The following is a 15,551-nucleotide window of genomic DNA, read 5'->3' on the forward strand; positions in this document are numbered from 1 at the left end:
TCCTTGACGGTGGTGGTGCCGGTGCCGATGGTGTAGTTCCTGCCCTGGTTGTTGTCCCAGGTTCCGGAGCCGTTGTTGAAGGTGACCTCGAAGGTGGTGGTGGTGCCGAGGTCGATGGTCTTCTTCTTCCAGCCGGTGCAGGCGGTTTCCATGGGGGTGCCGGGGACGGTGGTCCAGGTGCCGGCGATGCCGTAGTGGATGTTGGCGGTGCTCCAGCCGGTCTTGTAGTAGACCGTGGCCGTGTCGTCACCGGTGGGTGTCACGGTGGGGGAGGGCCGGGGGCCGCCGACGCGGATGGCCACGGCGCTCTTGCCCGGCACGGTGACCGTCGCCGTCCCGCCGGCGTTCACCGTCACCGTGCCGCCGCCCGCGACGTTCGGGTACGTCCCGGCCGGCAGGCCGGTGGTGAAGGTGCGGGTGACGGCGCCGCTCTCGTTGTTGATCGCCACCCAGCCCTTGTCGCCCCGGCTGAAGGCGATCAGGTTGCCGCCGTTGTCGGTCCAGTTGCCGACCGAGGTGCCGGCGACGGTGTTGTGGAAGCCGACCATGCCGGCCATCTCCCGGTCGAAGCAGGTCCACCGGCCGTTGGAGCAGTCGGTGTCGGTGACGAACCCGCCGTCGGCCGAGGGCGGACCACCCTCCTTGTCGCTCCAGGTGAAGGAGGAGTAGACGTTGGGCTTGCCGTACGGCCAGGCCAGCATGAAGACGTTGGCCAGCCGGTAGGCGTCGCCGTACTTGTAGTTGAGCGTCGAGTCGTTGCGCTCGGTGTCGTGGTTGTCGACGAAGACCATGGCCTTGTCACTGCCGACCGACAGGCCCCAGCTCTGGCCGAAGGTCCGCAGCCACTTGATCTGGCCGGTGAACTGCTCCTTGAGCTTGCGGCCGTACACGAACTCGTCGACGTCGCCGACGCCGGTGTACTGGCTCGGCTGTACGGCCTCGTGCTCGCCGTAGATGACCTCCTGGTGGATGTAGGGAGAGCCCTTGAGCCTGGACTTGATCGCCGTCAGGTCATCGGGGCTCATGTGCTTGGCCGCGTCGATGCGGAAGCCGTCCACACCGAGATCGAGCAACTTGTTCATGTACGCGGCGATCTGACCGCGTACGTACTCTGAGCCGGTGTTGAGGTCGGACAGGCCGACGAGCTCGCAGTTCTGCACCCGCCAGGCGTTGTTGCCGTAGTCGGCGTCGTTGATGCCGCAGGCCGGCTGGTGGAAGTCCTGGGAGGAGTAGAGCCCGGGATAGTCGTACTTGCTGAAGCCGTAGCCGCCGTAGCTGGTGGCCCCCTGCCCCGTCATGTGGTTGATGACGGTGTCGACCTGCACCTTCACGCCCGCGGCGTGACAGGCGTCGACCATGTTCCTGAACGCGGCCTCGTCGCCGAACTTGCCGGTCAGCACGTAACGGGCGGGCTGGTAGATGTCCCACCAGACCGATCCGCCCTTGGACATGGAGTCGGATGGCGGGGACACCTGCACGGAGCCGTACCCTGCCGGGCCCAGGACGTCGGTGCACTCCCTGGCCACCGACCTCCAGTTCCAGTTCCACAGGTTGGCCGTCACGCCGGGGCCGGACGCGGCGTTGGCGGGGGTCTCGGTGAGCGCGGGCAGCGCCACCGCCGCGCCGGCCGCGGCGGTCACGGTCAGCACGCCCGTCACCATTGCCTTGTAAAGTCTCATGAGGGGGTCTCCAGAACTGAGGTTGGGATCCCGCGAGTGCGGGCCGGGTGGGGCCGACCACCTGGCCCGCCACTAAGGGAAACGCCTGCCGAGAGGCGTACGGGTTCTTCGGACGGCGGCATGGGCCGCCGACGGTCGAGCGCACGTCGTCGCGCACGAACCGCGGCGTGGGTCACGAGAGCGGCGGCGTCGGGACGACTGACGGTGTCGAGGCGCGGGCGGTGGGGGCGGAGCGCGGGCGAGGCGCGACCTCGGGCCGGCGGGGGGCGGGCACACCATAGGGCCTCCGTGTTCAGGTTTCCCCGGTGTCGCCTGGAAGCTACCCAGAGATCCCCGTCTTTGCAATACGTTGCGGAAATTTCCGGCGCGTTTTTCTACCACGTCGTGAGCCGAGGTCGGGGTTCTGTCCGATTTGCCCCGTATGCATGTCGACATTTCGCGCTATGTAGTCATCCAGGTGCCGTGTGTGCCTGAATAACGAAACGGAAATCGATCATTGCAAGGTCTTTCAAAATTTCTTGCAAGCGCGTAACGTCACGCTCGCCCCGGGACGTCGACGAGGCATCGCTCCGGCGTCCGATCCCCCTGAGCGTTCCGATGAGGAGATAGACATGCGGCGAGCCTTTTCAGCCGTGACCGTCGTCGCGGCCCTCGCGCTGGCGGCCACCGCCTGCGGCGGCGGTGACAGCGGTACGTCGGCCACGCCCGCGAACTCCGCCCCCGCCGACCCCGCCCAGATCAGCGGCGAGATCACCTGGTGGGACACGACCCGCCCCGACAGCGAGGGCCCGACCTTCCAGAAGCTCATCAAGGAGTTCGAGGCGAAGTATCCGAAGATCAAGGTCAAGTACGTCAACGTCCCGTCCGACCAGGCGCAGGGCCAGTTCCAGACGGCGGCGCAGGCGGGCACCGGCGCCCCGGACGTCATCCGCTCCGAGGTCGCCTGGACCTCTCAGTTCGCCTCGCTCGGATACCTGCAGCCGCTCGACGGCACCCGGGCGGTCGACAACGAGAGCGACTACCTGGCCGGGCCGCTGAGCAGCACGAAGTACGAGGGCAAGACGTACGCGGTGCCGCAGGTGACCGACACCCTCGCGCTGCTCTACAACAAGCGGCTGCTGAAGGAGGCCGGCCACGAGGAGGCGCCCAAGACGGTCGAGGAGCTCAAGAAGGTCGCCCTCGACGTCGAGGCCAAGACCGGGGTGAAGGGCCTGGCGCTGAACGTCGACTCCTACTTCCTGCTGCCGTTCATCTACGGCGAGGGCGGCGACCTGCTCGACGTGGCGAACAAGAAGATCGTCGTCGACTCGCCGGAGAACGCGAAGGCGCTGGCCCGGGTGACCGACCTGGTCGAGTCCGGGGCGGCGGCCAAGCCGGCCCTCCAGGACAGCTACGCCAACGCGATGACCGCGCTGAAGGACGGCAAGGCCGCGATGATCTACAACGGCCCGTGGGCGCTGTCGGAGATCTACCAGGGCAAGGAGTTCAAGGACCGGGCCAACCTGGGCATCGCCCCGGTCCCGGCCGGCTCGGTCCGGGCGGGAGCGCCCACCGGCGGCTGGAACCTCGCCATCTACGCCGGTTCGAAGAACATCGACGCGTCGTACGAGTTCCTGCGCTTCATGAGCTCGGCGGAGTCGCTGGCCACGGTCTCCGGCGACCTGGGCCTGCTGCCCACCCGCGCGTCCAGCTTCGACGACCCGAAGGTCCAGGCGAACCCGGACGTGGCGGTCTTCAAGCCGATCCTGGACACCGCGGTCGGCCGCCCGTGGATCCCCGAGGGAGGCCAGCTCTTCCAGCCGCTGCTCGAGGGCTACCAGGCGCTGCTGGCCGGCACCGGGCCCGCCGACGTGCTCAAGCAGGTCGACGAGAAGTACCACGGCATCATGAAGGACTGGAGCTGACCGTGGCGATCACGACTGGACGTGCGGTCCGCACGGCCAGGGGCGGGGCCGCGGGCGCCGGGGGCTCCCGCGGACACCGCGGGGCCCGGCCCGGCCCGATCAGGCGTGCCCTCACCCGGCACTGGTACGCGTGGGCGATGACCGCCCCGGTGATCATCGTGGTGGGGGTGCTGGTCGGCTGGCCGCTGGCCCGGGGCGTCTACCTGTCCCTGACCGACGCGACCGAGGCCAACGTCGGCCGCACGATCGGGGTCAACGTCATCCCGGCGAGCTACGAGTTCGTCGGGCTGCGCAACTACCTCGACATCCTGACCAGCGGCCTGTTCTGGGAGCGGCTGGGCTGGACCGTGACCTGGACCGTCGTCTGCGTCGGCCTGCACTACGGGATCGGCCTCGGCCTGGCCGTGCTGCTGCACAGAAAGCTGCGCTTCCGCTCCGTCTACCGGGTGCTGCTGATCCTGCCCTGGGCCGTCCCGGGGTTCGTGGCCGCGTTCATCTGGCGCTACCTCTACAACAGCGACTTCGGCGTGATCAACGCGATGCTGAAGGCCGCCGGGCTGGGCGCGGTCGGCTGGCTGGACGACCCGGCCACGGCGAAGATCGCGGTCATCGCGGTGAACGTCTGGCTCGGCGTGCCGTTCATGATGGTCGCCCTGCTCGGCGGCCTGCAGTCGATCCCGGCCGAACTGCACGAGGCGGCCGAGGTCGACGGCGCCACCCCGTGGCAGCGGTTCCGCCACATCACGCTGCCCGGCCTGCGCCCGGTCTCGAGCACGGTCGTCCTGCTCGGCACGATCTGGACGTTCAACATGTTCCCGATCATCTTCCTGATCACCGGCGGCGGGCCGGGGAACTCCAGCGAGATCCTGGTCACCTACGCCTTCCGGGAGGCGTTCACCGGGGTGCGCAACTACTCCGGCTCGGCGGCCTGGGGCGTGCTCATCCTCGCCCTGCTGGTCGTACTGGCCATGGTCTACCGCCGCGCGCTGCGCAGGCAGGGGGAGGTCTGGTGAGCACTGTCCCGGTGGGCGCCGGCGCGGGCGCCGCGAAGGCCGTACGCCGAGGCGAACGCGGAACGGCGGCGTCCGTACTGCTGCACGCCACGCTCGTCGTGGCCACGCTGATCTCGATCTTCCCCGTGGTGTGGCTGGTGCTGACCTCGCTCAAGCCGCGCGACGGATGGCTGTCGTCCGAGCTGGAGATCTTCAACCAGCCGTCGCTGGACAACTACACCCGGGTGCTCGGCGACACGCCGTTCCCGACGTGGCTGCTGAACTCGGTGCTGGCCGCCGCGCTGACCACCGTGCTTGGCGTGTTCGTCGCCTCCACCACCGGTTACGCGATCAGCAGGTTCCGCTTCCCCGGTTACCGGGGGGTGATGTGGATGCTGCTGGTCACCCAGATGTTCCCGGTGGCCATCCTGATCGTGCCGCTGTACAACCTGATGGCCGCGCTCGGGCTGCTCAACCGGATCCCCGGCCTGGTCATCGCGTACCTGACCGTCGCCGTGCCGTTCTGCGCGTGGATGATGAAGAGCTACTTCGACTCCATCCCGCGCGAGATCGACCAGGCGGGCCTGGTCGACGGGCTGACGCCGTTCGGCACGTTCTGGCGGGTGGTGTTGCCGCTGGCCAGGCCCAGCCTCGCGGTCACCGCGTTCTACTGCTTCATGACGGCCTGGGGCGAGGTCGCCTACGCCACCGTGTTCGTGTCCGCCGAGGAGAAGCGCACGCTGGCCGTGGGGCTTCAGCAGTTCGTCGGGCAGCACTGGTCGGACTGGGGGCTCCTCACCGCCTCGGCCGTACTGATCGCGATCCCGGCCGCGGTCGTCTTCCTGCTGGTCCAGCGGCATCTCGTGGCCGGTCTGACCAGCGGCGCCACCAAGATGTGACCGCCGGCCCAATGACATCCGAATTCTCTATGGGGGACCTCATGACCGAGCTCGTCGAGCCCGCCGTCACGCCGAGGGGCGTGACCCGCTGGTGGCGGGACGCGGTGATCTACCAGGTGTACGTGCGCAGCTTCGCCGACGGCAACGGCGACGGCGTCGGCGACCTGCTCGGCGTCCGCAGCCGGCTGCGCTACCTGGCCGATCTGGGCGTGGACGCGATCTGGCTGACGCCGTTCTACCCCTCGCCGATGGCCGACTTCGGCTACGACGTGGCCGACTACCGCGACGTCGACCCGATCTTCGGATCGCTGGCCGATGCCCGGGCGTTGATCGACGACGCCCACCGGCACGGCCTGAAGATCATCGTGGACGTCGTGCCGAACCACACCTCCGACGAGCACCCCTGGTTCCTCGCGGCGCTGGCGGCCGGCCCCGGCTCCCCCGAGCGGGAGCGCTACATCTTCCGGCACGGCAGGGGCACGACCGGGGAACTGCCGCCCAACGACTGGGAGTCGATCTTCGGCGGCCCGGCCTGGACCCGGGTGGCCGACGGGCAGTGGTACCTCCACCTGTTCGCCCCCCAGCAGCCCGACCTCAACTGGGAGCACCCCGAGGTGCACGAGGAGTTCGCCGATGTGCTGCGGTTCTGGCTCGACCTCGGCGTGGACGGCTTCCGGATCGACGTGGCGCACGGCATGGTCAAGGCGCCCGGACTGCCGGACGTCGGCCACACCGGCCAGGTGCGGATGATCGGCACCGAGGTGGTGCCGTACTTCGACCAGGACGGCGTGCACGAGATCCACCGCTCCTGGCGGCGCATCCTCGACTCCTACGACGGCGAGCGGATCGGCGTGGCCGAGGCCTGGGCGCCGACCCCGCGGCGGCTCGCCGACTACGTCCGCCCCGACGAGCTGCACCAGGCGTTCAACTTCCACTTCCTCAGCACGCCGTGGAACGCCGGCCTGCTGCGCGCGGCGATCGACGAGTCGCTGGCCACGGTGTCCCTGGTCGGTGCGCCCTCGACCTGGGTGCTGTCCAACCACGACGTGAAACGGCACGTCACCCGGTACGGCGGGGGCGAGCTCGGCCTGCGCCGCGCCCGCGCGGCCGTGCTGCTGACGCTCGCGCTGCCCGGCTCGGCCTACATCTACCAGGGCGAGGAGCTGGGGCTGCCCGAGGTGCTCGACCTGCCGGAGGAGTATCTGCGCGACCCGCAGCGGCTGCGCGCCCCCGACAGCGGCCGGGACGGCTGCCGGGTGCCGCTGCCGTGGGCCGGGACGGAGCCGCCGTTCGGCTTCGCCCCGCCGGGGGCGCGGGAGAGCTGGCTGCCGATCCCGGAGGAGTGGCGCGCGCTGAGCGTCGAGGCGCAGCTCGCCGACCCCGGCTCGACGCTGCACCTCTACCGGGCGGCGCTGCGGCTGCGCCGTGAACTCCCCGACCTGGGCGACGGCGACCTGCGCTGGCTGGAGTCGCCGTACGGGACGCTGGTGTTCGCCCGGGGCGACGGCTTCACCTGCACGGTCAACCTGAACGACCACGAGGTGGAGCTGCCGGCGCAGGGAGAGCCGCTGCTGGCCGGCGGCGCCTCCCCGGTGGTGCGGGCGGACGGTGGCGGGGTGCGGCTGGCGCCGGACTCGGCCGTGTGGTGGCGGCGGAGCCGCTGATGCCGGGCCCTGACGCGGCCGGCGTCCAGCGGCCGGCCGTCGTTCCCCGGCTCGCCGACATCGCCGTGCAGGCCGGGGTGAGCGAGGCGACGGTCAGCCGGGTGCTCAACGCTCGCGGCGGTGTCTCCACCGCCACCCGGCAGACCGTGCTCGCCGCCCTGGACCTGATGGGGTACGAACGGCCGCAGCCGCTCCGGCGGCGCAGCAACGGGTTGATCGGCCTGGTGACCCCCGAGCTGGACAACCCGATCTTCCCGGCGTTCGCCCAGGCCATCGACCAGGCGCTCGCCCAGCACGGATACACCCCGGTGCTCTGCACCCAGATGCCCGGGGGCGTGCCGGAGGACGAGTTCGTCGAGATGCTGCTGGAGCGCGGCGTGAGCGGGATGGTGTTCGTCTCGGGGCTGCACGCCGACACCACGGCGCGGCCGGACCGGTACGCCGGGCTGATCGCCAGAGGCGTGCCGATCGTGCTGATGAACGGCTACTCCGCCGAGGTGGCGGCGCCGTTCATCTCGACCGACGACCTGGTCGCGGTGCGCCTGGCCGTACGGCACCTGGCCGACCTCGGGCACGAGCGGGTGGGGCTGGCGGTCGGCCAGGCGCGGTTCGTGCCCGTGATCAGGAAGATCCGCGGGTTCCGGCAGGCGATGGGGGAGCTGCTCGGCGTCGGCGAGGCCGAGGCCGACACGCTGGTCTCCCACTCGCTCTTCTCGGTCGAGGGCGGGCACGCGGCGGCGGTCGACCTGCTGGAGCGCGGCTGCACCGCCATCGTGTGCGCGGGCGACCTGATGGCGATCGGCGCCATCCAGGCGTGCCGCGACCGGGGGCTGTCCGTGCCCGGTGACGTCTCCGTCATCGGGTACGACGACTCGCTGCTGATCGCGTACACGGATCCGCCGCTCACGACCGTGCGCCAGCCCGTGCGGGCCATGGCGGCCGCCGCGGTCGACACGCTCCGCGAACTGATGGCGGGAGCGCCGTCGCGGCACCACGAGCTCGTCTTCAGACCCGAGCTGATCGTGCGACGCTCGACCGGATCGGGTCCCAAGCTCATCAGATAGGACCCGACCCGGTCGGGCGGCAGCCGCTCCCGAGGGCGACGGGAGCGGCTGGTCTGCTGCCTACAGCGTGCGGTCGCCGGTTTCCGGGAGCGCCAGCAGGCACAGCATGCTCAGCACGGCCATGGCGGACACGTAGCCGCCGACGGCCATCGAACCCAGGCCCTCCGCCTGCATCGCGGTCGCGACGAGCGGGGGCACCGCACCGCCGAGCACACCGCCGAGGCTGTAGGCGATCGAGGCCCCGCTGTAGCGGAGCTCCGTCGGGAACAGCTCCGGCAGGAACGCGCCCATCGGGCCGAAGGCCACGCCCATGATGCCGAGGGCGCCGGCCAGGGCCAGGCCGACCAGCGGCACGGACGCCGTGTCCATCAGCGGGAACATCGCCAGCCCCCACACCACGGCGGCACCGGCCCCGGCGACGAGCGTGCGCTTCCTGCCGAAGCGGTCGGACAGCAACGACGAGGCCATCACGCCGATCGCCATGAAGACCACCCCGACCATGGTGAGGGCCAGCATGGTGGTCCGCGGGAGCTTGAGGGTGCCGGTGGCGTAGCTCAGGCAGTACGTCGTCGCGGTGTAGAACAGGGTGTAGCTGATCACCATCGACCCGGCGGCGAGCAGGACCTGCTTCCACTGCCGGCGCAGCAGCCCGGCCAGGGGTGTCCTGGCCAGCTTCCGCTGCTCCATCGCGGCGAGGAACACGGGGGTCTCGGCGATCTTCAGGCGGACGTAGAGGCCGAGGAGCACGAGCAGCAGGCTCGCCACGAAGGGCAGGCGCCAGCCCCACTCGTTGAACGCCGTGTCGGTGAGCGTCGCGCCGAGGAGGAGGAACAGGCCGTTGGCGAAGATGAACCCGACGGCCGGTCCCAGCTGGGGGAACATCGCGTAGAGTCCGCGCTTGCCCGGCGGTGCGTGCTCGGCGGCCAGGAGTGCGGCGCCGCCCCATTCGCCCCCGAGGCCCACGCCCTGCAGGAAGCGCAGCGCGACCAGGATGACGGCGGCGGAGACGCCCAGGGTCGCGTATCCGGGCAGCAGCCCGACCGCCACCGTGGACAGACCCATCAGCAGCAGCGAGGCCACCAGCATCGACTTGCGGCCGATGCGGTCCCCCCAGTGGCCGAAGATCGCCGAGCCCAGCGGGCGGGAGATGAAGGCGACGGCGAACGTGGAGAACGCCGCCAGCTTGCCGGCGAGGTCGTCCATTTCGGGAAAGAACGCGGAGTTCAGCACCAGCGCGGCGGCCGTGCCGTAGATGTAGAAATCGTAGAACTCGATGGCGGTGCCGGTGAAGCTGGCGATAGCCACTCTGGTCCTGCTCGGCTGTTGGATGTCGGTCACCGCAGTGCTCATCAGACCATCCGTCTCATTATGTGAGAAGTCAAGGGCCTCGGGATCGGCGCGCTGACATTAGCAGACCGAATTGCGCCGGGGAAGGAGCCGTAAAGGGTCGTCCCGCGAGATCCGCGCGGACCGCTCCCTGATGCGGCGACATATCCCCAGGTCAGAGCGTCGTTCTTGAAGGTTCGATTGCCGAGTTTCGCTGGTTTCGGAATTCGGATAATTCGACTTTCCTGAGGTCCGAAATGGGGGAAGGCGACCTGATTCGGGTCTTGACTGCTCTCTCTCGACTGGGGATACTCTGGTGCTGGGAGCGCTCCCATCCATATTTGCGCTCTCTGCTTCGCCATGGTCGATGACGCCCATGAAGCAACGGGGGAAGGCTGCCGGCAGGCATTACACAATCACCGGTGTTAACACGCCGTAAATCCATGCGCGGCCTTGTCTTCGTCCGCTGTATCACAGCCTGTATCACAGCTTGGAAAGCGCCGGAGATCCCTGCGCATTGGAAAGGACGTTGCTGTTGATATCGCGTCACCATGCCCTGGCCGGGTTCCGTCGGCGTGCCGGGCGATGGGTGTCCATCCTGCGCCTCCTGCCGTCGGCGGGCCGCGGAGTGCTCGCCGCCGCGCTCATACTCAACCTGCTCATCGGTGCCCTTCCGACGGCCTTCGTCATCCTGACCAGCGTGATGCTGAGCCGCCTCCCGGCGGCCGCGCAGTCGTCGGCGCCCGAGTCGATCTCGTCCCTCGCCACCGCGCTCGTGCTGGCCGTGGCGGCCTTCGTGCTCCAGCAGCTGCTGGTCCCGTTCCAGAGCGCGCTCGGCGAGGTGGTCTCCCGGCGCATCGACGGCGCCGCCATCCAACGCCTGATGAGCTCGGCGCTGTCGGCTCCGCTGCCCGTCGTCGAGCGGCCGGACGCGCTCGACACGCTGGCCGACGCCCGCGGCGGATTCGACCGGACCCTGCCCACGCCCGGTGACGCGGCGTCCGGGGCGCTCGGCCTGATCGCGAGGTACGGCCAGCTCGCCGGCGCGGTCGTCGTCCTGGGGGTCGTGCTGAATCCGCTGGTCGCGCTGCTCGTCGGAGCGGTGGCGTTGACGATCAGGTTCGGGCAGCGCGGCTCGCTGGGCCGGTTCGCCGCCCTGTGGAAGTCCCTGGCCTCCGAACGCCGCCGGGTCACCTATCTGCGAACGCTGGCGTCGGGCACGACGGCGGCCAAGGAGATCCGCGTCCTCGGCCTGCTGCCCTGGCTGAAGGAGCGGCACACCGCCGACAGCATGAGCTACCTGGCCCCGCTGTGGTCGGGCCGCCGGCGCATCCTCGGCCCGCCGTTCGTGGGCTACGCGGCGGCCGGCCTGGTGGGCGGCGCGATCGCGCTCGCCGCCCTGTCCGGCGCCGCGACCGACGGATCGCTGAGCCTCCTCGCGCTGTCGCTCGCCATCCAGACCATCCTCATCCCGATGCGGTTCGGGGTGTTCTTCCCCGAGAGCGACGTGCAGACGCAGTACGGCATGCAGGCGCAGGACGCCATGAACGCCTTCGCCGAGACGGCGGCGGGGACGGCGCAAAGGACGGATCCGGTCGAGGGAGCCGCGATCACGGGAACGGCCGCGGCGGACGGAACCGGGCCGGGCCCGGAGGAGGGGGCGCCGCGCGGCTCGATCCGTTTCGAGAACGTGTCCTTCGCCTACGAGGGCTCCGACAGGCTGATCCTCGACGGTCTCGACCTGGAGCTGCCGATCGGCCGCTCGACGGCGATCGTCGGGCTCAACGGGGCCGGCAAGACCACCATCGTCAAGCTGCTGGCCAAGCTCTACCGGCCGGTCTCCGGCAGGATCACGGTGGACGGCCGCGATCTCGAGACCATCGACGACGCCGCCTGGCACCGCCACATGGCGGTGATCTTCCAGGACTACGTGCGATACGAGCTGAGCGCCGCGGACAACGTCGGCATGAGCCGGCCCGATCGGCTGTCGGACCGTCAGGCGACGGTGTCGGCGGCCGAACGCGCCGGCGCCCTCGAAGTCGTGGCGGCGCTGCCCGACGGATGGGACACCCCGCTGTCCCGGCAATACCGCGGCGGCCGCGACCTGTCCGGCGGGCAGTGGCAGCGGATCGCGATCGCGCGTGCGCTGTTCGCCGTCGACGCGGGCGCCTCGGTCCTGGTGCTCGACGAACCGACGGCGCAGCTCGACGTCCGTGCGGAGGTCGCCTTCTACGACCGCTTCCTCGCGCTGACCCGCGGGCTGACCAGCGTGCTGATCTCGCACCGGTTCTCCAGCGTGCGCAGGGCCGACCGGATCGTCGTCATCGAGAGCGGCCGCGTCGCGGAGAGCGGCGGCCACGAGGAGTTGATGGAGCTGGACGGCAAGTACGCCAAGCTCTTCAGGATCCAGGCGGAGCGCTTCGCCGCCGACAGCGCCGACCCGGACCAGGACGCGGCATGAGGACCCTGCTACGCGCCATCGCGTTCCTGCTGCGGCTCGCCGCACGCACCGATCGGTCCCGCCTGACCAAGGCGGCCGTGCTCATGGTCGTGGGCTACTCCGCCACCCCGCTGATCGCGCTCGGGGTGCGGAACTTCGTCGACGCCTCGATCCGGCTGGAGGCGACCCTCGCGCTGTGGCTCGCGCTCGGGATCGCGCTGCTGCTGGTCTTCGAGCTCATGATGGAGCACTTCGCCCACCTGTCCTACTTCGAGCTGGGCGAGCTGGAGGAGCTCGCGCTCAACGAGGAGATCATCGAGCTCTCCAACGGCTCCAAGGGCCTGGAGCACTTCGACAGCCCCGAGTTCGCCGACGGGCTGGTGCTGATCCGCGAAGACCTCGCCAAGACGCGGACCGCGTTCACCGCCGTTCTCCAACTCGGCGGGATAGCCCTGCAGATCGTGCTGACCACCGTCATCCTGGTCGCGCTCAGCCCGTGGCTGCTGCTGCTCCCGCTCGCGGCGGTGCCCCCCGTGCTGCTCGGCCGGCGGGCGCAGCGGCTGATCGACGCCGCCCAGGAGCGTACGGCGGAGCGGACCCGGCTCAGCCGCCACCTGCTCCAGGTGAGCACGACGCCGGACGCCGCCAAGGAGGTGCGGCTGTGCGGGGCCGCGCCGGAGCTGATGAAGCGCCAGGCCGAGGCGTGGCGCGAGGTGACCGCCGAGGTGTGGCGGGCCCAGCGTCGCGGGGCGTTGATCCGGGCGGGCGGCCAGCTGGTGTTCGCCATCGCCTACGGCGTGGCCATCTCGCTGGTCGTCATGCAGGGCATCGACGGACAGGCGAGCGTCGGAGACGCCATCTTGGTGATCACCCTGGCGGTCCAGGTCAGCGTCCAGGTGTCCACCGCGCTCGGCCTGCTGACCACGCTGCAGGGCACGGGACGCACGGTCGAGCGGCTCGAGGAGCTCAGGCGGCTGGCCATCGGCCGTACGGCGGAGCCCGCGCCGCCGGCCCGGCGGCGGATGCCCGCACGGCTGCGCGAGGGGATCACCCTCGACGACGTCCGGTTCGCCTATCCGGGCACCGACCGTCTGGTCCTGGACGGGGTGTCCCTGCACATTCCCGCCGGGAAGTCGGTCGCCGTCGTCGGGGAGAACGGCAGCGGCAAGAGCACGCTCGTCAAGCTCCTGTGCGGGCTCTACCGGCCGACCGGCGGCCGGATCCTCGTCGACTCGCTCGACCTCGACGAGGCCGACCTGGCCGAGTGGCGTCTCAGGGTGGCGCCGCTGTTCCAGGACTTCGCCAGGTTCGAGCTGCTGCTGCGGGAGAACGTGGGCGTGGGAGACCTGCCGCGGCTGCGGGACGACGAGGCGATCCTCGCCGCGCTGCGCCGGGCCAACGCCTCGCGACTGGCGGACCTGGTGCCCGGCGGGATCTCCGGGCTGCTGGGCCGGGAGTACGGCGACGGCATGTCGCTGTCGGGCGGGCAGTGGCAGGCCCTGGGCCTGGCCCGCGCCTCGATGCGGCAGCGCCCGCTGCTGCTGGTGCTGGACGAGCCGGCGGCGGCGCTCGACGCCACGGCGGAACACGAGATCTTCGAGCGTTATCAGGCGACCGCGGCGCAGACCGCCGCGGAGTCCGGCGGCGTCACCGTCTTCGTCTCGCACCGGTTCTCCACGGTCCGCATGGCGGATCTGATCGTCGTGCTCGACGGCGGCCGGATCGCCGAGTTCGGCGACCACGCCGCTCTCATGGCCCGCGACGGGGCGTACGCGGAGCTGTTCCGCATGCAGGCACGTGTCTATCAGTGAGGGAGCAATGCCGAACCCCGCGGAGACGATCACCGTACCCATCGAGTGTCCGGCCGGACGGGAGGGACCGCTGGCCTGGGGACAGCGCGCCATCCTCGCGACCGTGAGCTGGCTGGACACGGAGGACACCTATTTCAACATCCCCCTGGACTGGGCGCTGCCCGGCCGCCACTCGGTGGCCGACGTGGCCGGCGCGATCGCACGCCTGACGGAGACGCACGAGTCGCTGCGCACCGTGCTCGTCAGGGCCGGCGCCGACGGGGAGTGGCGCCAGCGGGTCGAGCGGCGCGACTCCCTCGCGCTGGAGGTGTACGACATCGACGCCTCGGCCGATGTCGCCGAGCAGAGCAGGGAGGTCGCCGCAGCGCTGGCGGCGAGGCCGTTCCGGCTGACCGAGGAGTGGCCGGTGCGCTGGGCCGTCATTCGGTCGGAGGGCGCCGTTCCCGCCGTGGTGCTGGCGCTGTCGCACACCGCGGTGGACAACTGGTCGCTGGGGGTGATGCGGCAGGACCTGCTCGACCTGCTGGCCGGACAGGTTCCCGAGCCCCCGGCCCGGCAGCCGCTCGATCAGGTCGACTTCGAGGGGTCGGCCAGGGGCGCCGGGCGCAGCACGGAATCGCTGCGGCACTGGGCCCGCACGCTGGAGCGGGCGCCGCACAGCATGTTCGACTACCCCGCCCGCACTCCGGAGGCCAAGCGGTACGTCAGGCTCGGCCTGGACTCCCGGTCGCTCGCGGTCGCCACCCACATCGTGGCCGACGCCTGCCGCACCAGCACGACGACCGTCCTGCTCACCGCGGCCGCCTGCGTGCTCGGCGCGTACACGGGACACGACCCCGCCCTGCTCAGGCTGATCGTCGGCAACCGTCACGACCCGGACGCCCGGCGCACGGTCTCCCCACTGGCGCAGGACGGGCTGCTCCTGCTGCCCCGCGGCGACGGCACCTTCCACGACGCCGTCAAACGCGGCTACCTGCCGGCCATCAACGCCTACAAGCACGGGCACTACGACCCGGCCGTGCTCGCCGAGACGATCAGGCGGAACGAGCACCGGTGGGGTGTGGTGCACGACAAGTCGGCGTTCTTCAACGACGTGCGGCTGGCGGACCGCTGGACCGGCCTGCCCGCCGTGGCCGACGAGGGCGGGCTCAAGGCGCTCCGGGCGCACAACCGCGTCTTCGAGGTCGGCGCGTACGACCGGGTCGACTGCAAGCTGTTCCTGGCCGTGACCGACCGGCCCGACAGCGCCGTCCTGCACCTGCTGGGCGACACCGCCTACATCACCCGCGACGAGCTGACCATGCTGCTGAACGCGATGGAGACCCTCCTCGTGGAGAGCGCGTTCGGCGAGGTGCCCCTGGGCGAGCTGGCCGCCGCCGTGGGGATCACTCCGCCGGACCGGCCCGGCGACTGGGTGCGCGTCCGGGGCGGCCGGGTCGATCCGGAGGCCGTACGCCGGCTCGTCGCAGAGGCGGCGGGCGCCGAGGCGTCCATCGTGGTGGAGGCGGGCGAGCCGTGGCCGCGGCTCGTCGCCCATGTCGCGGCCGCTCCCGGCGGCCCCACCGGTCCCGAGCTGCACGTCGCGGTCGTCGACGCGCTGCGCGAGCGTACCGGCGTGACGGCCCCCGACTGGTATGTGCTGCACGATCGTGCGCTTCCCGCCACCGAGGACCCGGAGGCGTGGCAGACGCTCGGCGTGCTGTGGCAGGGCGACGGCAGACAGGAGCCGCCGCCGATCTTTCTCGACTCTCGACCGAGCGAAGGGTGATCAT

10 protein-coding genes are annotated in these 15,551 nt (G+C 70.6%); 8 read left to right on the forward strand and 2 right to left on the reverse strand.

The genetic code is table 11. The annotated features are described in order from the left end of the window. On the reverse strand, nucleotides 1-1,679 hold a 1,679-nt coding region (locus tag AP234_RS22645), incomplete at its 3' end, for a carbohydrate binding domain-containing protein (protein WP_200926662.1). A gap of 611 nt (nucleotides 1,680-2,290) precedes the next feature. Between AP234_RS22645 and AP234_RS22650 the strand changes: the two genes are divergently transcribed. Genes AP234_RS22650 through AP234_RS22670 form a run of 5 tightly spaced genes read left to right on the forward strand, consistent with a single transcriptional unit; the run spans nucleotide 2,291 to nucleotide 8,202 of the window. Next, entirely contained in the window at nucleotides 2,291-3,583 is a 1,293-nt protein-coding gene (locus AP234_RS22650; protein ID WP_055481726.1) for an extracellular solute-binding protein, read from the forward strand. A gap of 2 nt (nucleotides 3,584-3,585) precedes the next feature. Continuing rightward, complete coding sequence (locus tag AP234_RS22655) at nucleotides 3,586-4,596, forward strand: carbohydrate ABC transporter permease (protein ID WP_055481727.1); 1,011 nt, start codon at nucleotides 3,586-3,588, stop codon at nucleotides 4,594-4,596. Continuing rightward, entirely contained in the window at nucleotides 4,593-5,474 is an 882-nt protein-coding gene (locus tag AP234_RS22660; protein WP_235558325.1) for a sugar ABC transporter permease, read from the forward strand. Before AP234_RS22655 ends, AP234_RS22660 begins: the two co-directional genes overlap by 4 nt. A gap of 41 nt (nucleotides 5,475-5,515) precedes the next feature. Further along, entirely contained in the window at nucleotides 5,516-7,138 is a 1,623-nt protein-coding gene (locus AP234_RS22665; RefSeq protein ID WP_055481875.1) for a glycoside hydrolase family 13 protein, read from the forward strand. Further along, complete coding sequence (locus tag AP234_RS22670) at nucleotides 7,138-8,202, forward strand: LacI family DNA-binding transcriptional regulator (RefSeq protein WP_055481876.1); 1,065 nt, start codon at nucleotides 7,138-7,140, stop codon at nucleotides 8,200-8,202. The genes AP234_RS22665 and AP234_RS22670 overlap by 1 nt, the downstream gene beginning before the upstream one ends. Before the next feature lie 60 nt (nucleotides 8,203-8,262). Here AP234_RS22670 and AP234_RS22675 read toward each other — a convergent pair whose 3' ends face one another. Then, a complete protein-coding gene (locus AP234_RS22675; protein WP_055481729.1) occupies nucleotides 8,263-9,552 on the reverse strand; it encodes an MFS transporter in 1,290 nt (429 codons plus the stop codon). Between the two features lie 505 nt (nucleotides 9,553-10,057). Here AP234_RS22675 and AP234_RS22680 point away from each other — a divergent pair. The 3 genes from AP234_RS22680 to AP234_RS22690 are packed head-to-tail and all read left to right on the forward strand — an operon-like array spanning nucleotide 10,058 to nucleotide 15,547. Then, nucleotides 10,058-11,989, forward strand: a complete 1,932-nt coding sequence (locus AP234_RS22680) for an ATP-binding cassette domain-containing protein (protein ID WP_235558326.1) — start codon at nucleotides 10,058-10,060, stop codon at nucleotides 11,987-11,989. Beyond that, nucleotides 11,986-13,779, forward strand: a complete 1,794-nt coding sequence (locus AP234_RS22685; protein ID WP_055481730.1) for an ABC transporter ATP-binding protein — start codon at nucleotides 11,986-11,988, stop codon at nucleotides 13,777-13,779. Before AP234_RS22680 ends, AP234_RS22685 begins: the two co-directional genes overlap by 4 nt. 7 nt (nucleotides 13,780-13,786) lie before the next feature. After that, the gene (locus AP234_RS22690) at nucleotides 13,787-15,547 is read left to right on the forward strand and encodes a condensation domain-containing protein (protein WP_055481731.1); all 1,761 of its coding nucleotides are present in this window, start codon (nucleotides 13,787-13,789) and stop codon (nucleotides 15,545-15,547) included. The last annotated feature ends 4 nt before the right edge of the window (nucleotides 15,548-15,551 follow it).

The organism is Sphaerimonospora mesophila, assembly GCF_001417795.1.
Taxonomy (GTDB): Bacteria; Actinomycetota; Actinomycetes; order Streptosporangiales; family Streptosporangiaceae; genus Sphaerimonospora; species Sphaerimonospora mesophila.